At 67.6% G+C, this 20,364-nt stretch carries 16 protein-coding genes; 5 read left to right on the forward strand and 11 right to left on the reverse strand.

All coding sequences use genetic code 11. The annotated features are described in order from the left end of the window. Positions 1 to 9: 9 nt before the first annotated feature. Positions 10 to 1,503 (reverse strand): RICIN domain-containing protein, encoded by a 1,494-nt coding sequence (locus A6P39_RS04000; protein ID WP_067039071.1) that lies wholly within the window; start codon positions 1,501 to 1,503, stop codon positions 10 to 12. A gap of 312 nt (positions 1,504 to 1,815) precedes the next feature. Here A6P39_RS04000 and A6P39_RS04005 point away from each other — a divergent pair, with 312 nt between their 5' ends. From A6P39_RS04005 to A6P39_RS04015, 4 genes are all read left to right on the forward strand, one after another. After that, positions 1,816 to 3,741: a glycoside hydrolase family 97 protein gene (locus A6P39_RS04005; RefSeq protein ID WP_067039070.1), complete on the forward strand. Its 1,926-nt coding sequence runs from the start codon at positions 1,816 to 1,818 to the stop codon at positions 3,739 to 3,741. Positions 3,742 to 4,204: 463 nt separating this feature from the next. Beyond that, the gene (locus A6P39_RS45375; protein WP_443053052.1) at positions 4,205 to 4,297 is read left to right on the forward strand and encodes a hypothetical protein; all 93 of its coding nucleotides are present in this window, start codon (positions 4,205 to 4,207) and stop codon (positions 4,295 to 4,297) included. 142 nt (positions 4,298 to 4,439) lie between these two features. Further along, positions 4,440 to 5,999: an alpha-L-arabinofuranosidase B gene (locus A6P39_RS04010; RefSeq protein WP_199840650.1), complete on the forward strand. Its 1,560-nt coding sequence runs from the start codon at positions 4,440 to 4,442 to the stop codon at positions 5,997 to 5,999. Positions 6,000 to 6,120: 121 nt separating this feature from the next. Beyond that, the gene (locus A6P39_RS04015; protein WP_067039069.1) at positions 6,121 to 7,677 is read left to right on the forward strand and encodes an alpha-L-arabinofuranosidase B; all 1,557 of its coding nucleotides are present in this window, start codon (positions 6,121 to 6,123) and stop codon (positions 7,675 to 7,677) included. 64 nt (positions 7,678 to 7,741) lie between these two features. On the opposite strand, the gene A6P39_RS04020 is transcribed toward A6P39_RS04015, so the two are convergent. The 10 genes from A6P39_RS04020 to A6P39_RS04065 form a co-directional block, all read right to left on the reverse strand. After that, complete coding sequence (locus A6P39_RS04020) at positions 7,742 to 8,263, reverse strand: RICIN domain-containing protein (protein ID WP_067039068.1); 522 nt, start codon at positions 8,261 to 8,263, stop codon at positions 7,742 to 7,744. A gap of 286 nt (positions 8,264 to 8,549) precedes the next feature. After that, the gene (locus tag A6P39_RS04025) at positions 8,550 to 8,753 is read right to left on the reverse strand and encodes a hypothetical protein (protein ID WP_067039067.1); all 204 of its coding nucleotides are present in this window, start codon (positions 8,751 to 8,753) and stop codon (positions 8,550 to 8,552) included. A gap of 135 nt (positions 8,754 to 8,888) precedes the next feature. Continuing rightward, positions 8,889 to 9,260: a family 43 glycosylhydrolase gene (locus A6P39_RS04030; RefSeq protein ID WP_234378681.1), complete on the reverse strand. Its 372-nt coding sequence runs from the start codon at positions 9,258 to 9,260 to the stop codon at positions 8,889 to 8,891. Continuing rightward, positions 9,236 to 12,307 (reverse strand): RICIN domain-containing protein, encoded by a 3,072-nt coding sequence (locus tag A6P39_RS04035; RefSeq protein WP_234378680.1) that lies wholly within the window; start codon positions 12,305 to 12,307, stop codon positions 9,236 to 9,238. Before A6P39_RS04035 ends, A6P39_RS04030 begins: the two co-directional genes overlap by 25 nt. A gap of 135 nt (positions 12,308 to 12,442) precedes the next feature. After that, positions 12,443 to 13,321 carry an amidohydrolase family protein gene (locus A6P39_RS04040; protein ID WP_107304196.1) on the reverse strand — a complete coding sequence of 293 codons (879 nt, stop codon included), beginning with the start codon at positions 13,319 to 13,321 and terminating at the stop codon, positions 12,443 to 12,445. A gap of 37 nt (positions 13,322 to 13,358) precedes the next feature. Beyond that, positions 13,359 to 13,706 (reverse strand): L-rhamnose mutarotase, encoded by a 348-nt coding sequence (locus tag A6P39_RS04045; RefSeq protein WP_079133074.1) that lies wholly within the window; start codon positions 13,704 to 13,706, stop codon positions 13,359 to 13,361. Then, complete coding sequence (locus A6P39_RS04050; protein ID WP_067039063.1) at positions 13,706 to 15,688, reverse strand: hypothetical protein; 1,983 nt, start codon at positions 15,686 to 15,688, stop codon at positions 13,706 to 13,708. Before A6P39_RS04050 ends, A6P39_RS04045 begins: the two co-directional genes overlap by 1 nt. A 72-nt stretch (positions 15,689 to 15,760) precedes the next feature. Next, positions 15,761 to 16,615 carry a carbohydrate ABC transporter permease gene (locus tag A6P39_RS04055; RefSeq protein ID WP_067039062.1) on the reverse strand — a complete coding sequence of 285 codons (855 nt, stop codon included), beginning with the start codon at positions 16,613 to 16,615 and terminating at the stop codon, positions 15,761 to 15,763. 112 nt (positions 16,616 to 16,727) lie between these two features. Continuing rightward, positions 16,728 to 17,642, reverse strand: coding sequence for a carbohydrate ABC transporter permease (locus A6P39_RS04060; RefSeq protein ID WP_067039061.1), 915 nt, complete (start codon positions 17,640 to 17,642; stop codon positions 16,728 to 16,730). Beyond that, complete coding sequence (locus A6P39_RS04065) at positions 17,639 to 19,000, reverse strand: ABC transporter substrate-binding protein (protein WP_067039060.1); 1,362 nt, start codon at positions 18,998 to 19,000, stop codon at positions 17,639 to 17,641. The genes A6P39_RS04060 and A6P39_RS04065 overlap by 4 nt, the downstream gene beginning before the upstream one ends. Before the next feature lie 390 nt (positions 19,001 to 19,390). On the opposite strand from A6P39_RS04065, the gene A6P39_RS04070 reads away from it, so the two are divergent. Then, positions 19,391 to 20,188 carry a FadR/GntR family transcriptional regulator gene (locus tag A6P39_RS04070; protein ID WP_067039059.1) on the forward strand — a complete coding sequence of 266 codons (798 nt, stop codon included), beginning with the start codon at positions 19,391 to 19,393 and terminating at the stop codon, positions 20,186 to 20,188. The last annotated feature ends 176 nt before the right edge of the window (positions 20,189 to 20,364 follow it).

Genomic DNA, 20,364 nt, shown 5'->3' on the forward strand with positions numbered 1-20,364 from the left:
CGGCACCCGTCAGGAAAGACTCCACTGCTGGCTCGTCGAACCGGTGCCCGCTTCCTGGTCCACGGCCGCCCCGCTGGTGGCCGAGGCGCTCGCGACACCGACGTCGAGGTCGCTGCCCACGCCGGCGAGCATGTAGGTGCTGCCGGTGTAGCTACCGACGAGGTCGAGGAACCATTCCTGGTTGGTCCCGCCGTTGCAGGTCCACTGCTCCAGTTGCAGGCCGGCGGCGGTCGACTGGTTCGGCACGTCCAGGCACAGCCCGCTCTTCACGCTCTTCAGCGTGTAGATGTTGTCCGCCACCCGGGTGAGCGTCCACTGCTGGTTCGTGCCGCCGTTGGACGGCCACTGGATGATCCTGGCACCGTCCGCCGGGGAGCCGCTCGACACGTCCATCAGCATGGAGCTGCTGACGTTCTTCAGGGTGTGGACGCCCTCAGCGGGGATCCCGCTGCCGGCTGTCCAGGTTCCCGCTGCGGTGTCGAGTGACCAGGTGGGGTACTGGCCGAGGTTCACGGTCGTTCCCCTGATGGTCAGGGGCAGCCAGATCAGTTTCGACGCGCCGAGGTCGGAGGTGTTCCAGCGGTCGCCGGCGTAGATGTAGGTGGTCCCGGAGGAGCCCTGGACGGTGATGACGTTCGCCGTCTGGCTGCCGTAGGTGTGGGTGCCGGGCGCGGCCAGGTCACGGAACGACGACCAGGGGCCGCCCAGTGACGTGGCGGTGGCGTAGATGTTGTCGTTGAGGCCCCAGCCCGTCAGGTGCGAGCCGAAGACGTAGTAGGTGCCGCCCACCTTGACCATGGCGGGCGCCTCGACGCTGCCGCTGCTGCCGCTGCTGCCGAGCACCGCCACAGCGCTGTCCACGGACAGGTAGTCGGCGGACAGCTTGTCGATGCGCAGGCCGTTGTTGCGGTCCTCGCTCAGCAGATAGGCGGTGCCGTCGGTGTCCTGGAACAGGCCGAGGTCACGGCTGAGGTTGCCCAGCGGCCGGAAGCTTCCCCGGTAGGTGTAGGGACCGCACGGAGTACTGCTGGTCGCCACACCGACCTTGGCCTCCGAGTAGTTGGTGCTGTCGATGTGCATGTACATCACGTAGGTGCTGGTCGAGGCGTTGTAGATGACCTTGGGCCGCTCCACGACGCGGCTCGGCCCCAGGTCGCCGCTGCTCTGCCTGGCCAGGGCGACGCCCCGGTAGGTCCAGTTGGCCAGGTCGGTCGAGGTGTAGCACGGGATGTCCTGGAACGACGTGTCCGACGATGTCTCGCCGGTCTTGTCCTCCCCGAAGCCGTACCAGGTGCCGCCCACCTTGATGATGCCGAGGCCGTGCAGTTGGAGCGCGTTCCCGTTCTGGTCGGTGCGTACGGCGCCCGTGGTGAACGACACCGAGGCCGCGTGCGCCTCGGTCGCCGGAAGCAGAAACGTCGCAAGGGCTCCCAGCAGGGTCAGGAACGCAGCGGCTCTGCGCCGCCATCGGCTGGCAGGCGTCCGAGGAACTCCCTTGAACATGTGCGTCCCTCTCTGTCGAGGTTGACGATCCCTTGATGCCGACGGGGACCAATGAGAGTCGTGACATGTTCGCGGCGTCAAGAATGGCGTTCGAATTTGTTTAATCTTGACCGGCTTGCGATGCACCCAGTTGGGCTCATCAGGGTCGCAAGTAGGCGGGACTGTCCGGGATTTCGGACATGCGAGTGGCGGACACGAGGGGTTGACCCGTGGAACGGGGCGGGCGTAGAAATCCTTGCGACAGTCAGAATCTGTTACTTGATGGTTGAGTTTGTTGGAAACCATACCCAGCGAGGTGGGCCGACTGTGAATATGACGGAGCGCCAGGAACCCTCTCGCCGTAGGGTGCTCAAGGGCGCGGCTGTCGCCGCCGCAACGGCCGCTCTGGGCATCGGCGGCACATATCCGGCCGAGGCCTCCGACGCCTCGGTCACCGCGACGTCGCTCGACGGCACCACCAGCATCACCATGTCGCTGACGGGTGGCTCGCTCCAGTGGTCGGCCCGTCGCAACGGCGCGACAGCCTTCGCCGGCTCGGCCATGGGCCTACGGCTGAGCGACGGAACCACCCTCGGCACCGACGCCGTTCTCACGAACCACCAGCACTGGCACGTCGACAGCGCATGGCAGCCGGTGTACGGCCGCAACGCGACCGTCCTGGACACCTACCAGGAGATGCGCTGGAACCTCCGGGACAACCGCACCTCCATCAACTTCGGTGTCCAGATCCGCGCCTACGCGACCGGCGTCGCGTTCCGCTACGTCCTGCTGGACCCGGGAACCGCCGCCATCGCCGGCGAACTGACGACGTTCGTCTTCCCGGACGGCACACTCGTCTACAGCGCGCGTGACGAAGACGACTACCACCCGGTGGCGCCCGGCTCCATCCCGCTTACCGGGACCTCCTCCACCGACAGCGGACCTCTGACCGACCTCCCTCTCACCGCGACATACAACGGCGAGCTCATCGCATGCGTCTGCGAGTCGGGCCGCGTCAACTACCCGCGCATGATGCTCAGTTCGGTCCCGGGACAGCCCAACGCCCTCGCGGCGTACCTCATGCGGCACACGGCTCGCGGATCTGGATCAGTCCAGACGACCTCCACCGTCACGACGCCGTTCGCCACCCCCTGGCGCGCGGTTGTCATCGGGTCCACTCACGCCGAACTGATCGACAACGCGGAGCTGGTGCTCAACCTGGCCCCGGCCGGCGCCCTCACCGACACGTCGTGGATCAAGCCGGGCAAGGTCTTCCGGTGCAATCTGACCACCGCGGACGGGCTGGCGGGCGCCGACTTCGCCGCCGCCCGCGGCCTGCAGTACATCGAGTACGACTCGGGGTGGTACGGCCCGGAGCACACCTCGACCGACGCAACTCAGCCGATCTCCGCCATCGACCTGCCCAAGGTCATCTCCTACGCCACCGGCAAGGGGATCGGCGTCCTCCTCTACGTCAACCCCATGGCCCTGAGCAGTCCGGACAGCCTGTTCGCCCGGTACCGGAGATGGGGCGTCGCCGGGGTCAAGCTGGGCTTCATCAACGACGGCACACAGGCCATGACGAACCAGATCACCGCCTGGGCCAGGACAGCGGCCAGGCACAGGCTGCTGCTGGACACGCACGACGACGTACGGCCGTTCGGCTATGAGCGCACCTACCCCAACTGGATCAGCCTGGAGGGCGTGCGGGGCAACGAGCACTTCCCGACCGCCACCCACAACGTCACCCTTCCCTTCACCCGCAACATCGGGGGCCCGATGGACTACACCATCTGCTACGGCCAGTCCCGCGACCGGACGACCAACGCCCACCAGATGGCGATGGCCGCGGTGTACTACCAGCCCCTGGACTTCCTGTACTGGTACGGAACCCCCTCGATGTACTCCACCCCGTCCAAGTGGCCCGGGCTGCCCTGGTTCGACGCCATCCCCACCGTCTGGGACCGGAGCAGGACCCTCGCCGGTTCGATCGGCGAGTACGTCGCCGTCGCCCGGCGCAGCGGCACCACCTGGTACCTGGGGGCGATGACCAACGAGACCGCCCGCACCCTTTCGATCCCGCTGTCCTTCCTCGGCGGCGGCACCTACACCGCGACGATCTACGCCGACGGAACACCGGGAAGCAGCCCCTACCAGACCCCCGTCGCGGTGAGCACACAGACCGTGACCTCGTCGACCACTCTGAACGTCGCGATGGCCCCCGCGGGCGGCCAGGCAGTCGTCCTGAGCCATGGATGAGCGGCCGGGACCGGGGATGGTTCGTCTCGGCCCCAGCTCTCCCCCACCACCCATGAACAGATCGGGCTGCCGGGCCCGGGTGGAGGTGTTCCGGGCCTGGGTCGCGTACGTCACCTGTCGTGACGGGGCTTCGCGGCCGTACTGCCCGCTCAGCCCGCCTACGCGGCCACGACCAACTTCTACGTGGACCCCGTCAACGGCAGTGACAGCAACTCAGGAACCAGCACCGTCTCAGCCTTCAAGACCATCCAGGCCGCCCAGACCGCGGCCCGGGCCGTCAACGCGAACATGTCCGACGACATCGTCGTGAACCTGCGCGGAGGCACCTACCCCCTCACCACCCCGATCACCTTCGGCACCAGCGACTCGGGCACAAACGGCCACACGGTCGTCTACCAGGCGTACAACGGTCGAGCCGACCAGCGGTGGGTACGTCATCCGCAACTTCGAGAGCAGGCAGGTCCTGGAGGTCGGCGGCGGATCGACGGCCGACGGAGCCGCCATCAGTCAGTGGATGCCGCTGAACCAGTCCAACCAGGCCTGGACGATCCAGTGACAGGGTGGCCCGACGCGTCGGCGGATCCGCTCGCCCGGACGCATCCGCCCGCCGTCACCACCCCTCAACCCGCCCCCAGCCCCACGACGAACCCGGTTGGGGGCGCGGCTCGCTGTCCCCGTAACGATGAACAAGGGAGTACATGGTGCCTGAACTGCTCATCTTCCGAAGACTGCGCCGGGGGGTGGCTGTCTGCCTGGCTGCGGTGGCGCTCGCCCTCACCGGCCTTGTCGCCTTCACCGGCGCCTCACAGGCCGCTGCACAAGGGCCCTGCGACATCTATGCGGCGGGCGGCACGCCGTGCGTCGCGGCGCACAGCACCACCCGCGCGCTGCTCGCCTCCTACAACGGCCCGCTCTACCAGGTGCAGCGGGCTTCGGACAACACGTTGCAGAACATCGGGGTGCTGTCCGCCGGGGGCGTTGCCAACGCAGCGGCCCAGGACTCGTTCTGCGCGGGCACCACCTGCACCATCACCCGCCTCTATGACCAGACCGGCGGCGGCAACACCCTGGTCTACCAGGGCCCCGGCGGTACCGGCGGCGTCGACACCGCGGCCACCGCGACCACCGAAGCGATCGGCGTGGGCGGCCAGAAGGCGTACGCGCTCTACGTCAACCCCGGCAACAGCTACTTCGCGTACAACTCCGCCGGGGGCGTGCCGACCGGCAGCTCGCCCGAAGGCGAGTACATGGTCACCAGCGGCACCCACGCCAACAACGGGTGCTGCTTCGACTACGGCAACACGGAGATTGACCACAAGGCCGACGGCAACGGCGCCATGGATGCGATCAACTTCGGCACGGAATGCTGGTTCGGCGGCTGCAGCGGAACAGGGCCGTGGGTGCAGGCGGACCTGGAGAACGGCCTGTTCACCGGCGGCGGCAAGGCGTGGAACCCCAACCAGGTCTCCGAGACCAGCCGCTTCGTCACCGCGATGCTCAAGAACAACGGCACCACCCAGATGGCGCTCAAGGGCGCGAACGCCCAGTCCGGGAGCCTGACCCAGCTCTACAGCGGCGCACTGCCCAGCGGATGGAACCCGATGCACAAGCAGGGGGCCATCATCCTCGGCAGCGGCGGCGACTGCTGCCAGACCAACCACAACGCGAGCGCGGGCACCTTCTACGAGGGCGCCATGGTCAAGGGCTACCCCTCCGAGGCCACCGACGCCGCCGTCCAGGCCAATATCGCCGCGGCCGGCTACAGCACCGGCACCTCCAGCCCCTTCGCCCCGGGCGCGAAGGTGTCACTGCAGGCCACCACCTCCTGCTGCACCGGGGACTACCTGCAGCACGACACGAGCGACGACAAGGTCGTGATCGCGCCGGTGACCTCGAGCAGCTCCGTCACCGACAAGGGCAACGCCACCTGGATCGTCCGCGCCGGCCTGGCCGACAGCAACTGCGTCTCCTTCGAGTCGGCCAACGCTTCCGGCAAGTACCTCAGGCACTACGCCTTCCAGCTTCACCTGCAGCCCAATGACGGCTCCAGCCAGTTCGCCGCCGATGCCACCTTCTGCTCCAAGCCGGGCAACAGCGGCACCGGTTACTCCCTGCAGTCCTTCAACTATCCGGCCAAGTACATCCGCCACTACCGATTCACCGGCTACGTGGCAAGCAACGGCGGCCCCAACGCCTGGGACGCCACGTCGTCGTGGGCCCAGGACACCAGCTGGCTCGCCGCAGCCCCCTGGAGCTGACGAACAACGAACGTGTCGACGCACCCCACTCTGTTCACAGAGGCGGACAGTGTCCGAAAAGCCGAACACCGGGGGTTCTTCGATACATCACCGCACAACCCATCTCGTGAAGGAGCATTTCATGATCAAGCCACCGTGGATACGCAGCGTCAGACGCGCGCTCCTCTCGGCCGGTGCCACCGCCGCGCTCGCCGCCGGCCTGCTCACCGCCACGCCCACGACCTCGCAGGCGGCCACCCGGCAGCCATGCGACATCTACGCGGCGGGCGGCACTCCCTGCGTTGCCGCACACAGCACCACCCGCGCCCTGTACGCGACGTACAACGGCCCGCTGTACCAGATCAAGCGTGCCTCCGACAACGCGACCAAGGACATCGGTCTGCTGAGCGCCGGCGGATACGCCAACGCCGCCGCACAGGACTCCTTCTGCGCCGGCACCAGCTGCGTCATCACCGTCCTCTACGACCAGTCCGGCAAGGGCAACAACCTCACCCAGGCACCGGCGGGCGGAGCCGCAAGCGGGCCGGACAGCCTCGCCAACGCCTTCGAAGCGCCGGTCACCGTCGGCGGGCACGAGGCATACGGCGTCTACGTCGCCCCCGGCACCGGCTACCGGAACAACAACACCAACGGCATCGCCACCGGCGACCAGCCGGAGGGCATGTACGCGATCTTCGACGGCACGCACTTCAACGGCGGCTGCTGCTTCGACTACGGCAACGCCGAGACCAACAGCCACGACACCGGCAACGGCCACATGGAGGCCATCTACTTCGGCAACAACAAGATCTGGGGCTCCGGCAGCGGCAACGGCCCCTGGGTCATGGCCGACCTGGAGAACGGCCTGTTCTCCGGCGTGAACCAGCACCTCAACGCGGGCGACCCCACCGTCAACAACCGGTTCCTGACCGCCATCGTGAAGGGCGGCCCGAACCAGTGGGCCATCCGCGGCGGTGACGCGCAGTCGGGCAGCCTGTCCACCTACTACAGCGGCGTGCGCCCCAACGTCTCCGGCTACAACCCGATGCACAAGGAAGGCGCGATCATCCTGGGCATCGGCGGTGACAACAGCAAGGGCGCCCAAGGCACCTTCTACGAAGGCGTCATGACCTCCGGCTACCCCTCGGACGCCACCGAGAACGCCGTCCAGGCCAACATCACCGCCGCCGGCTACAACAGCGGCTCGACCAGCACCGGAACCCTCACCCCCGGCTCCCGGATCTCCCTGCAGGCCACCACCGCCCCCTGCTGCACCTCGCACTACCTCCGCCACGACGACGCCGACACCAAGGTCGTCATCTCCTCCATCAACTCCTCCAGCCCGGCAACCGACAAGGCCGACGCCACCTGGATCGTCCGCGCCGGCCTGGCCAACACCTCCTGCCTGTCCTTCGAGTCCGCCAACAACCCCGGCCAGTTCCTGCGCCACTTCAACTACCAGCTCTACCTGAACACCGACAACGGCGGCAGCTCGTTCGCGCAGGACGCCACCTTCTGCCCCACCGCGGGCAACAGCGGGGTCGGCAAGTCCTTCCGGTCCGTCAACTTCCCGACCAAGTACATTCGCCACTACAACTTCACGGCCTACATAGCCAGTAATGGCGGCTCCAACGCCTGGGACTCCACGTCGTCGTGGGCCCAGGACACCAGCTGGCTCACCCCATCTCCCTGGAGCTGACGAGCAAACCGGCGCGCGCAGCCACCCGGCCTGGCCGGCGGTCCGGCCGGGTGGCTGCGCGCGACTAGCCGGTGTCGCGGTGGAAGGTCCACCGCTGGTTGGAGCCGCCGGTGTCGCGGTACTGGATGAGCGCGGCGCCGTCGGCCGTAGTGCCTCCGCCGACGTCGAGCACCTTGCCGCTGCGCAGGCAGGTGATGGTGTAGTAGCCGTCCGCTGTGGACTGAAAGGCCCAGTGCTGGTTCGGTCTGCCGGTGTCGGGCCACTGCAGCACGGTGGCGCCGTCCGCGAACGAGGCGCCGGAGACGTGGGCGACCTTGCCACTGCGCACGCTGACGCACGTGTAGGCCCTGGTGGGCGCGATGGTGTACTGCACCGAGTCCACGTCGACGTAACCGGCGCCGTTGGGGTTGTAGGTGTAGAGGCCGACCCGGTCACCGCGGTAACCGCCCCAGGTGAGCTGGTAGGTGCCGCCGAACGAGGTGAACGGGCTTCCGTCGGGGCTGTAGGAGAAGCGGCTGACCCCGTTCACATCCCATGAGGTGCGCAGCCACACGGCGTTCTGATTGATCGCCGGACCGTAGGTCAAGCTGCCGCCGACGCTGTAGGCGATCGTGGTGGTTGGTGCCGGAGCGCCGCACGCCCAGTCCGGCGTAGGTGGCCGCGTAGTGGCACAGCCCTGCGTGGTGGCCGTCGGCGAGGCCGGCCAGCACGAGGCGGACGGTCACCGTCGCGCCGCCCGCCGTGCGCAGCACCCGTTGGGTGACGGTCTCGAAGGGGCCGGTGAGGCTGGAGCCGCGGTTCATCATCAGTACCCGGCCCTCGGACTTCACCTCGCTGTACAGCTGGTAGTAGAGACCGTTGATCTTGTACAGCTAGTTGGCCTCGCTGCCCGGCGACTGGTGGATGACCGTGGACGGGCCGACCAGCGACTTGCCGTCCTCGGACAGCTTGAACAGGTGGATCTTGTAGCCGCCCGCGTAGTGCGTGGTGACCAGGTAGCCCTGGCCGTCGTCGTCCCAGAAGGGGCACGGGTCGTCCTGGCCGGAGGTCCGCCACACGCCGTCAGCGGATCCCACGGCCCGCTCGGCGAGGGGGCCGACGTCATGAAGAAACCCTCGTCGGGCTGTTGAAGTACACCCAGTACCGGCCCGCATGGTAACGGATGGCGCCGGCCCACACACCGCGGCCGTAGCGGTTCATCTGGTCCCAGTTCAGCGCTGGTCCGATGCTGGTGAGATCACCCATCGCGCCGCCCAGTGGCGCCAGTTGACCAGGCCCTTCAAGTGCAGAACGGCCACGCCGGGCGAGTACCCGAACGTGCTGGTGATGCCGTAGTAGTCGGCGCCGACCCGGATGCAGTCCCAGTCGCTGAAGTCGCCCGGGAGGACGGGGTTGACGTAGGTGCCGTCGCCCTGATCGCCCCACGTACCGGCGAAAGGTGTGGCTGCCGCCGCCGTGCTGGGGGGGGCAGCAAGCCCGGCAGCAGGAACGCCCCGGTGCCGAACGCGGCGAGCGTTGAGGGGCTGAGCGAGGTGTGCCGATCCCGGCGGCCGGCAGGTCAGTCCACGTTCACCGCCTGCCACAGCTGGCTGTCGACGTTCGTGTCCGTCGTCTGCACAAGCTGAGTCGACGAGCCGGACACCGCGAGCAGCATGCCGCTGTTCACATTCTTGATCTTGTAGTAGCCGTTTCCGGCAGCGGTCAGTTTCCAGTGCTGGCTGTCAGCGTTGTCGTCGGCCTGCTGGATTACGGTCGCGCCGTCCGCGGTGGATGCGCTGGTGACATCCAGCAGCAGGCCGCTGTTCTGGTTGACGATCTCGTAGCTGCCGTCACCCACCGCGACGAACCGCCAGCCCTGGTTCTGCGCGCCGGTGTCGTCCCACTGGATGACGTTCGCCCCGGCGGTCAACGATGCGCCCGAGACGTCGGCCGCCTTGCCGCTGCTCTTGTTGAGAACCTTGTAGAACGCGTTCTTGGCGGGGAAGGGGATGGAGGCGAACGCGTCCAGGGCGCAGACGGTGTTGGACGAGGCCGCGTTCTTCGTTCCGTCGCAGACGACCTTGATGGTGTGCGGACCCGCGGGGAGATCCGTCTTCTCGAACAGCGGCACCTGTTTCGTCACCGTCGGGGCGTAGGCGTCGATGCCCGACTGCGCCAGGGTGCCGTCGATGTAGACGTCGACCTTCCCCATGTTCGGCTGCTTCATGCTGAGATACCGGACGCCCGAGCCGGTGAGCGAGTACTGGGCGTAGTCGCCGGTCTTGTTGGTGTACCTCTCGGATCCGTTGAAGTCCTTCGAGTCGTTCCAGTTCGACCAGGTGGAGGAGTAGGTCAGACCCGAGTCCTTGTCGTCGACGTAGGCCCATCGCTGCCGTACGAGGGACTTTGACGCGGCGGACGCGTTCCCCTGGGCGTCCACGACGTAGAGGCGGTAGTCGCCGACCGTCGGCGGGACACTGATGGTCGTCGCCGTGCCGGACGCCTTGGTCATGGTGGGGCCAGCGGCGAACGTCGTCGTACCCGAAGGAGCCAGCCAGAGCGTCTTCGTCGCGTCGCCGAGGCTGCGGACGGGGATGGACGACACGCCCTTGCCGGTGAAGGTGCTCGCGGGCAGGGCGTAGTCCTGCAGGGCCAGGTTGCTCTGGGGGACGAGGTCTTTGTAGGCGTCCTCCAGACCGGAGTTCACGGCGATGCTGTACGCCTGCGACGGCCACACGTCGTCCGCGTACGCGTGTACGTCCTGGATGGTGCTGTTCGGGACGCTCTTGCTGAAGATCTTGTTGATCGTGCTGTAGGTGTTGGTGATGCTGAGGTCGTGCTGGCGGCCCCATGTGCCGGAGTTGATGGTGTAGGCGACGCCCGGGTCGATGTCGAGCACGTTGTCGTGGAAGTCGAGGTAGGCGGACCCCTCATCGGGGTGCAGTCCGTACTTGTGGCCGGCCGGCACGCCCTGGATGTAGTTGTTGCTGATCACGGTGCCCGGCTGGCTCCCCAGGTCGTAGATGGGAGCGGAGTCGCCCAGCACCTGCATCGTGTCGACGATCTGGTTGTAGCTGATGGTGTTGTTCTTCGCCGTGGTGGTCGGTGTCCCGGGGTTGATGGAGTTCGCCGAACCGTCGAAGTTCCACCATCCCCAGCCGAGGGTGATGCCCGCCCACGGGGACTTCTCGATCCGGTTGTGCTGCACGGACAGCGTGTCGGTGAAGTACGCCGACACGGGGCTGGACCCCTGGAACAACACCGCACTGTCGTAGAGGTAGTTGTCCGTGATCGAGATGTTCTTGCAGAGACCCTCGACGTCCACCGGATACTTCTCGTGGTTGGTCGAGGTGTAGTCCCCGATGTACACGTGCTGCGGGTGCCCCACGGTGATGGCCGATCCGGCTATGTCGTTCGTGACGTTGCCGGTCAACTGCGAGTTCGTCACGTCGTTGGCCATGGTGATTCCGTCGGCGCCGGTGTGCTGCACCGTGTTGCGCTGCAGGACGATCCCGTCGGCGTTCTGGATCTGGATGGCAGCCGGCGGCAGGTCGACGTTGCGGTAGGTGTACGCGTGGAAGTTCTGCCTCGCGTACACGGTCGAGCCGGCGTTGCCCTGTTGTCCCTGCCGGACGACGGAGCCCGCGACATTGACCAGGTTCCAGTCGGAGTGCTCGACCGTGAGCCCGGAGAACGTGATGTTCCGCGCGTGGTCGGTTGTGGACGTACCGGCGATCCTGATGAGGGTGGACACGTTGTTCGGCGCGAAGACCTGCGCCGACGTCATGTCTTCGGAGCCGGACTTGTAGTAGTAGAGCGTGTGGCTCGTCTTGTCGAAGTAGAACTCGCCGGGCTGATCCAGGAATTCGTAAGCGTTCATGATGGTGTGGCTGCCGCTGCCGGCTTTGAAGTTGCCGTTCGGCGGTCCCTGGGCGATGGCCGCGCCCGGCTCCTGGAACAGGGCCACCCGGTTGGCGCCGTCCGAACTCGTGGTGATCTGGCGGACGCCCACGATGGCCGTGGTCCAGGTCGTCGCCGACTGGATCTCCACGTCGTCCTGGTTGGAGGCGATGGCGGGCAGATCGGAGAGGCTGTACTTGGTCCCGTCGCACTGCGAACCCGACTCCCACGCCCAGGAAGCCTGGCCGGCCGTAACGGCGTAGGACCCGTAGCATCCCGCCGAGTTGATCGTCTTGGAGGCCATCTTGGCGCGCTTGCCGTTGACGTAGAGCGAGCGGAGCTTGATGTTGCGGTTGAGTGTGGCCTTCCAGATGTTTCCGCTGTGCTGTGTCCAGCCGGTCACCTGAACGCCTCCGTCCAGCACCGGCTTCTCGTTCTGGTAGGCGGCGTACACGACATGGTGGCCGTTCGTTCCGGAGTCGGCCGGCGTGAAGTCGATGGTGCTGCTCACCGGGTAGTTGCCGCCGCGGAGATAGACGTTGATGTCTCCGGTCATGTTGCTGTCGACCGTGCGCACGACGTCCCGTGCGTGCTGCAGGGTCCTGAACGGCGCGGTGATCGTCCCGGCGTTGGCGTCGTCGCCGTCGGGGGCCACGTAGTAGGTCGCCTGGGTCGCGGCGGAGGCTGGGGCCGGCGTCGTGAGGGATGTCGGCAGCAGCGCGGACAGAGCCACCGAAAGCACTGCTGACACCGTGCGGATGGTGGAGGTGACGGGCTTCATCGTCTGCCCCTCCTGCTGCTGCGGACGGTCCGGATTGCGTTCATGCGGCGGCTCCGGGGTTGTTGTCGGTGCGGTTGACACGGCCTTCAGCACGAGCGCCGACGGTCAGCTGCAGGCGGGAAGGCGGTAGAAGGCGGTCGCGGTGCCGGCGAGGACCGCGTGGATCTCGTTGGCGGAACAGCCGTCGAGCAGTTCGTCCACGGTGGCGGCCCAGCCGTTCCAGCCGCCCGCGAGGTTCGCGACCGGCCAGTCGGATCCGAACATCAGGCGGTCGGGGCCGAAGGCAGTGAGCAGGATGTCCCAGACCGGGCGGATGTCGGCGGTGGTCCACCTCTCGTGGTCCGCCTCGGTGATCAGCCCCGACACCTTGCAGACCACGTGCGGGTGTGCGGCCAGCAGAGACATCTGGCGTTCCCAGTCGGCCAGGTCACCGTCGGCGATCGGCGGCTTGCCTGCGTGGTCGAGTACCTGGGGCAGGTCGGGGAAGCGTTCGGCCAGCCGGATCGCCTGGCCGAGCTGGTGGCTGCGGACGAGCACGTCGTAGCGGAGCCCGCGGTCCCGCATGGCCGCCAACCCGCGTTCGACGTCGGGGCGTTGCAGCCAGTCCGGGTCCGTCTCCCCCTGGACGAGATGACGCAGGGACCGCAGATGTGTCCCGCCCGGCCCGGCGAGCAGTCGGTCCAGCACCTCGCCGATCGTCGGCGACGTCAGGTCGGCCCAGCCGACCACGGCCCCGATCAGCGGTTCCCGCTCCGCGAGCGCGAGCAGGTCCTCCGTCTCAGGCACGTCCGGTATGCACTGCACGGCCACCGTGCTGTGCAGACGGCGGCCCGCGACGGTCCGGGTGGCGGTGGTACGCAGGTCGTCGGGGGTGAAGGTGCGGCGGATCGTTGTCAGGGCGGGGTCGTCGAGCCAGGGTTGCGGACGCTCGTCGAGGTCCCACAGGTGGTGGTGGGCGTCGACGAGGGGCAGATCTGAGGTCACTGGGGGATCCAAGTCGGGTCGGTCCGGTGCGGGCGGGTCAGGCCGCGGCGTCGTCGCCGAGCGGACTCAGGTGCCAGATCTCGGTGAGTTCCGTCCACTGGCGCGCGTCACCCCGGTCGGGCCACGGCTGCTGGCAGGGGTCGGTGAGCTTCCACCACTCCCGGGTTTCGGGGTCGGCTTCGAGGACGGCCATGTCGGCCTGGAAGTCGTCGCCGTGGTACTCGAAGTAGGCGAACAGCACCTCGCCGTGGAGGAAGATGCTGTAGTTGTGGATGCTCGACTGGTGCAGGGCGGCTTCGACGCCGGGCCAGACGGCCGAGTGAAGTTCGAGGTACTCCTCGCGGTGCTCGGGTCGGAGCCTGATGGTCTGGGCGATGCGTTTCATCACGCACCCTCCGGAGAGGTGAAGGGCGTCCGGTAGCTGGGGGTGTTGGCGCGCAGCCGGAGGCACAGGGCGAGCCGGATGCGGGTGGAGGCGGGCAGCCGGACCGTCAGGAAGGTGCTGTCGCAGACCTGCTCCGACTCGGTGACGACCGGCTCCGTGTGGCCGTAGTCGTACATGTCGCCGACCCATCCGTCGTCATGGCAGGTGGTGTACCGGACGCCGGTGATGGTGTGCTCGGCGAAGGCTCCCGCCTGGACGATCACCGTGCGCTCGGCCTCGGGAGAGAGGTTCACCAGCTCGACGGTGGTCTCCTCGGGGTCGATGGAGGTGATCAGCGCGGCCACGTCCGGCGGCAGGCCGGCACGGCGGGCCTCGGTGTCGTGGTAGCGCAGCCGGGCCTGCTGCAGGCCGCCGTTGTAGAGCACCTGGGGGCCACCCCAAGTCAGCTGGACGAGGGCTTCGGTGACCACGGGGTTGCACTGCTGCCAGACGTGGATGTCGGCCTCGGCCACGTCCAGGTCGCGGTAGCGGTCGATGCGCCGCAGGCGGTGGCGGACCTGGGCCTGGGCGGCGGCGAGGATCCGCTCGGGGTAGTCGGGGTCGTCGCCGACGAGGAAGGCGAACCAGGCCTTCTCGTGTCCGGACTCCTCCTTGGCGCGGAACGGCCGGACGGTGCGCCAGTCGACGCCGTCGGCTTCGCGCAGCTTCTCCAGCCGGGCTCGGTCGGTGTCGGAGGCCGTGTGGTGCCACAGGGCCACCGGGACCGGCGAGGTGGCCGGATTGTAGTCGAACCAGCCCGAGTCGTTGTGGCGGAACGGAAGGTGGAGCGTCGGCATGTCGATGTCGGGGCCGAGTTCGACCGCCCACTTGGAGGGGAGGCTGGAGTCCGCCTCCGTGTGGGGCATCACCTTCCCGTGGCCGATGAGGGTGTCGAGGGAGGTAGCGATCATCGAGAGGTAGTCGTCGTCCCCGGTGACCGTGGCTGCCGCGAGTGCCGCCACACAGGCAGCGTGGCCCACGCTGTGCCAGCCGTGCGGCCAGGACCAGCCGTAGTGACCGCCGTACCAGCGGCCTTCCAGGAGGCTGCCGACGACGCCGTCCGGGCCGGCGTTGTCCGGGACGAGACCGCCGTTCGCCTCGGTGCGCTCCCGCCACGCGTCGACGTACTCGACGATCCAGTCGCGGTAGCGCTCCTCGCCGGAAAGGAGCCAGGCGTTGAGGACCAGCCCGGCCGCGGCGAGGTTGACCGCGGTGTCGCCGACGCCCGTCCGGTCCCGCATCTGCGCGCCGAGACGCGGGTCCGCGGAGAGCGGGTAGGGGCCGCCGTCGGCCTCGGGGATCCAGTCGAGCGGGAAGCCGTAGGTCTGCGCTTCCTTGAGCAGCCAGGGATAGACGTCACCGTCGAACAGACCCGTGCGGTCGGGGTCGCTGCCGTTGTGGGGACGGGTGATGACGCGGTGCTCGGAGTCGTAGTTGCCCTTGGCCGGGTCGACGTACAACTCGGCGAAGCGCAGGGCGCGTTCGGACCAGCGGTCGGGAGCGGCCATGCACAGGAAGTAGAGCAGCAGCAGGCTCTCGCCCTGGTGGAACCAGTCGTAGCCGCGCTCGAACTCGTCATGGAGCATGCCGAGTTCGGTGAGCTGCCGGGTCACGCCCTCCCAGTGCTTCTCACTGGCGGGCAGCAGGTCGTCGGCGCCGCCGAGAAGGAACAGCTGGGGCCAGTTGAAGAACGCCTCGTAGAAGTCGTCCACGCCGTCACGGGTGGTCAGCTGGCCGGTGTACTTCAGCCGTCCGTCCGGGCCGGTGAAATCGCGGGCGAAGCGGCGCCAGGCCTGGTCGAGGAGGTCGAACAGCGACCGCTGGGCCACGGCCCAGCCGGGCGGTTCGAGCAGCGGAACCCTCGCCTCGATCTCGGGTGACGCGTCCGGGTGGTCGCAGGGGGCGTCCTCGGCCGGGGTGCGGCCGGCAGGGCTGGAGGACATGGGGATCTCCGTTCGGGGCGGGGGCGGAACGGCGCACGCCGGGGACGACGGCCGCGCGGTCGGGACGGGCCGCTATTCCTTGGTGGCGCCGGCGAGCATCCCGCTGACCAGGAAGCGCTGGGCGAAGAGGAAGACGATCAGCACGGGGGTGATGGCCACGAGCGTCGCCAGGGCCAGCTGCGGCCGCTGGATCGCCAGGTCGCCGACGGTCGGGTTGAACGACGGCACGTTGCTGAGCAGGGTTGCGACCCCCACCTGGATGGGCATCTGGTCGCTCTCGGGGAGCATGACGTAGGGCAGGAAGTAGTTGGTCCAGTTGGCGACGAAGCTGAAGAAGCCCACGAGCGCAATGACCGGGGTCGCCAGCGGCAGCGCTACGTGCCAGAAGACGCGGAACTCCGAGCAGCCGTCCATCCGTGCCGCCGCCAGTAGGTCCTTCGGTACGGAGGTGGTGAAGTAGATGTAGGTCAGGTACACGCCGAAGGGGTAGAACGAGTACGGCAGGATGATCGACCACATCGTGCCGATCAGGTGCACCGCGTTGATCTCCAGGAACAGCGGCACCACCAGGGTGGCGTTCGGCATGAGCATCACGACCAGCGTCGCGACCAGCAGGGTGTGCCGCCCGCGGAACTCGGTCATGGCCAGGGCGTAACCCGCGGGAATGGCGACACCCAGGGTGATGACCAGCGAGATCACCGCGTAGAGGGCCGAGTTGCCCAGCCAATGCATGACGGCGTTGTCCTGGAACGCCGTGAGCGCCTGCCAGTTGGCGTTCAGCGCGTGCCACGACCCGAAGGAGAGCGGGTTGTCGTGGACCAGCTGCTGGTCGGTCTTGGTCGCCGCGAGGACGAGCCACAGCACCGGCAGCACGAAGAAGGCGAGGAACGCGGCCAGTACGGTGCCGGTCAGCAGTTGTGACGCCATGTGCCGCTGGGGACGGGGACGCCGTCGCTGCGGAGCCCGGTGCCGCGTTCGGCTCATGACGCTTGGTTCCCCTTCCGCGTGCGGAGCGGCGGCGACCGGGATGGCAATGGGCTCATTCGGCATCGAAGAACCCCGACCGTGCGACGAAGACGGCGGCGGCGGACACGCTGACGACCAGGAGTTCCACGGAGACCGCGGCGGCGCCGTTCACGTTGTTCATCTGGAAGGCGAAGTCGTACGTCAACTGGTTGAGTGAGTAGTCGCGTCCGGCCACGCCCACGCTGGCGAGGGAGAGCAACTGCGGCTCGACGAAGAGCTGGGCGCCGCCCGCGAAAGCCAGGATCACCATGTACACGATCCACTTGCGGAGCATCGGGACCTGCACGTGCCAGGCGGTCTGCCAAGCACCCGCGCCATCGATGCGCGCGGCCTCCATCACGTCCGTGGGGATGTTGTTGAGTGCGCCGTTCATGACGACGATCCAGCCGCCCGCGCCGGTCCAGAACGCGATGATCGTGAACAGCAGGGGGAGGTTGCCGGGTGCGATCACCTCACCGAAGGTGTGGTATCCCAGCGCACCCAGCAACGAACTGACCGGGCTGACGGTCGGGTCGAGCATGAACAGCCACACCAGCACACTCGCGGCGCCGGCGAGCGCTCCGGGGATGTAGTAGAGGAAGCGCAACGCCCTGCTGGCGGATCCCGAGGCCAGGCGGTGCAGCAGCAGCGCCAGGGCCACCACGAACATCACCAGGGACGCGAGCCAGAAAGCGAGATAGACGGCGACATGGCTCACGGCGTCCAGGAAGCGGAAGTCCCGCGCCGTGATGGTGAAGTTGGCGAAGCCGGTGACCGTGCCCCCGGCGTCGGTGAAGGCGAAGTAGACCGCGTAAGCGGTCGGAAGGACGCCGAAGGCGACCAGCAGGACCACGTAGACGGCGACGAAGGCCATACCGGCCCGGCTCTGCCGGGCGGTGCCGCGACGGCGCCGGGCGGCATAGCCTGCCGGTGAGTGGTTGAGGGTCACTGGGAGACCTTGTATCCGTTGGACTTGGCGTACTTGACGATGGAGTCCTGCCAGGCCGGCAGCATCGCGACGACACTCTTGCCCTGGATCAGACCGGGCTTCACGGTGGCGGCCCAGATCGCCTCCTGGCTGAACTGTCCCGACCCCCAGCCGGGCCAGACCTGGGAGGAGGCTGCCTTGAGGACACTCAGGTCACCGTTGAAGTAGCCGGAGGCGTCCTGCCTCTTCAGCCAGGTGTCGGCGGCGGGCGCGTACGCGGGAAAGCCCGGCGCCTTCTCGCCCTGGTAGGCGTTGTCGGTGGTGACCCACTTCAGGAAGTCGGTGGCGGCCTTGATGTGTGCGGAGTGCTGGGACAGCAGCCAGGTGCCGCCGCCGACGTTACCGGTGGACGGCGAGGTATCCCCCTTCCACTGCGGGATGGGCGCCGCCGCGATCTGCTTGGCCGGCGTCTTGAAGGTGCCCTCGAACAACGCGCCGCCGTACCAGGCCGGACCCGGCATGAGCAGGACCTTGTCGGCCTCGTTCTTGCCGAAGTCAGTGCTGAAGACACCGCTGATGGACATGGACTTGTTCTTGATCAGCACGTCCATGAGCCTGCCCATCTTGGTGCAGGCCTCGCTGGAGGTGTTCACCGACACAGCCTTCGGGCCGGTGACGTGGTTGGCGCCGCACTTGCTCGCCCACAGGTAGATCTCAGGGGTGAAGGAGTCGCCCGCGTCGCCCACCAGGTAGCCGGGGTGCTCCTTGGCCACCTTCTCGCCGAGCTGCTGGTACTCCTCCCATGTGGTGGGCACCGTGTAGCCGAACTTCTTCAACAGCGGCGCGTTGTACCAGAGCACCGCCTGGGAGAGGTCGTTGCGCAGACAGTAGACGGTGCCGTCCGCCGTGCAGACGTCGTTGGCGCCGCCGGCGAAGCCGGTCAGGGTCGCGGTGGGGATCAGGCCCTTGTTGAGCGGAGCGGCGAAGCCCACGTCGACCGCCCAGGTCACCTCGTTGTTCTGGGAACTGAACACGACGTCCGGCCAGCCCTTGCCAGTGCGGTTGAACAGCTGGACCTTGGTCTGGAGGTAGTTCGAGCCGTTGGCATCGCCGTCGTAGGTGACGATGTCCATCTTCGCGTCCGGGTGCTGCCGCTGGTACAGCTTCGCGGCCTCCACGCGGGTCGCGTCCACCCAGACCGTCAACGCACCGTCCTTCTGAGGCACCTGAGCGAAGCCGTCCTTGGTCGTCGTACCCGTGACGCCGCCGCCGCAGGCGGTCAGGGTCAACGCCACGGTGGCCGCGCAGCCGGCCAACGACACCGCACACCTCTTGCGGGGCGCTCTCTCCCGGCCGGACGAAGGCTTGTCGACGGTCATGTGCCACTCCTCTGGTTTCACAAGGCCCCCCGAGCAGATGGGCAGGTGGCGCGAGGATGGGCGACGCCAGGCCGTTCCAGCCCGGGCGTCGGGGACCGCGAACGGCCATCCCGCTTGCCGTCGCGGAAGAAATTAGGCGCCTTATCGAAGGATCCGTCAAGGGTGTAAGCAGTCTTTATGGCCACGATCTGCGATGAGCGCCCTGCAATTAATGGGCGTGAAATCCACATAAACTTCCCATTTAGGTCATTGCGACCACAACTCCTCGACGTAGATATTCCACCTGATGAGTACGACTCATTAGGGGTTGAGAGGTGACCTGGGCGTACGATGAGCGCAGTTCCACAGCGATCAACCGCCCTCGTAGCAGTCATCCCGAAGGCAGGACAGATGAACGACACGCCCGCGACCGATGACGCCTTGCCGGCGCAGGCCTCTCCCACTGCGGCAACAGCGGTGAACGGCTCATACGAGCGGCGTGACTACCGCCCCGGCTACGAAGTCGTGGCGGAGCGCATTCTCGAGTTCATCGCCGAGGCCCGTCTGGCGGCGGGCGATCGCCTGCCCACGGAGAACGACCTGGCCCAGAGGCTGAACACCAGCAGGGCCGTCGTACGGGAGGCCGTGAAGATCCTTTCGGCGCTCGGCCGGGTTAGGGCGCACAAGGGGCGTGGACTGTTCGTCGCGGACGACGAGGGCATGCTCATCACCAGCCGCTGGGGCGGATTCTTCCGCCCCGTCGACCTCGACCATGTACTCATGCTCTTCGAGTTCCGCAGGGTTCAGGAGATGGCCGCGAGCAGTCTGGCCGCCACCCGTGCCACGCCCGCCGAGCTGCGAACCATCGAGGTGGCCGTGGAGCAGTGCCGGCACGGATTCGTCCACGGCCGGGTCGACGAGTTCAACCAGGCGGACGACGACTTCCACGAGGCCGTGGCTACGGCCTCGCACAACGCCTTCCTCGTCAGCGCCGTGCGTGACGCCCGACGTCTGCAGCGGCAGTCCAGCGCGATCGGGATCCATGACATGCTCGGCGATGGCACCGAGTCCGCGGTCCTTGAGCACGAGGTGATCTACCGCGCCATTCGCGACGGCCGGCCGGACGAGGCGGCCGAGGCTACGGCGGCACATCTGGACAGGACACTCGAGGACTACCGGCGGGAGATCCAGCGGCGCCTGTTCGGATAGCGTCGTGTTCGGATCCCACCTGACCGGCTGGAGCCTGGACGGCAATGCGCCACTCGACCGAAAGGGTGCCGGCCGCGTACATCTCCCGAGGCATCGAGGTTTCGGCCCGGAGCCCTCCTCGGCTCTGGCACCTACGGGCACCGGGGGGCCTCGCCGAGTTCTTGGGCCGCCGGGGG

This window comes from Streptomyces sp. FXJ1.172 (assembly GCF_001636945.3).
In the GTDB taxonomy this organism is placed as follows: Bacteria; Actinomycetota; Actinomycetes; order Streptomycetales; family Streptomycetaceae; genus Streptomyces.

What these genes read in the sequence shown, in the direction of transcription:
- A6P39_RS04000 (WP_067039071.1), bottom strand. Translation starts at nt 1,503, where the DNA reads ATGTTCAAGGGAGTTCCTCGGACGCCTGCCAGCCGATGGCGGCGCAGA.
- A6P39_RS04005 (WP_067039070.1), top strand. Translation starts at nt 1,816, where the DNA reads ATGACGGAGCGCCAGGAACCCTCTCGCCGTAGGGTGCTCAAGGGCGCG.
- A6P39_RS04010 (WP_199840650.1), top strand. Translation starts at nt 4,440, where the DNA reads ATGGTGCCTGAACTGCTCATCTTCCGAAGACTGCGCCGGGGGGTGGCT.
- A6P39_RS04015 (WP_067039069.1), top strand. Translation starts at nt 6,121, where the DNA reads ATGATCAAGCCACCGTGGATACGCAGCGTCAGACGCGCGCTCCTCTCG.
- A6P39_RS04045 (WP_079133074.1), bottom strand. Translation starts at nt 13,706, where the DNA reads ATGAAACGCATCGCCCAGACCATCAGGCTCCGACCCGAGCACCGCGAG.
- A6P39_RS04050 (WP_067039063.1), bottom strand. Translation starts at nt 15,688, where the DNA reads ATGTCCTCCAGCCCTGCCGGCCGCACCCCGGCCGAGGACGCCCCCTGC.
- A6P39_RS04055 (WP_067039062.1), bottom strand. Translation starts at nt 16,615, where the DNA reads ATGGCGTCACAACTGCTGACCGGCACCGTACTGGCCGCGTTCCTCGCC.
- A6P39_RS04065 (WP_067039060.1), bottom strand. Translation starts at nt 19,000, where the DNA reads ATGACCGTCGACAAGCCTTCGTCCGGCCGGGAGAGAGCGCCCCGCAAG.
- A6P39_RS04070 (WP_067039059.1), top strand. Translation starts at nt 19,391, where the DNA reads ATGAACGACACGCCCGCGACCGATGACGCCTTGCCGGCGCAGGCCTCT.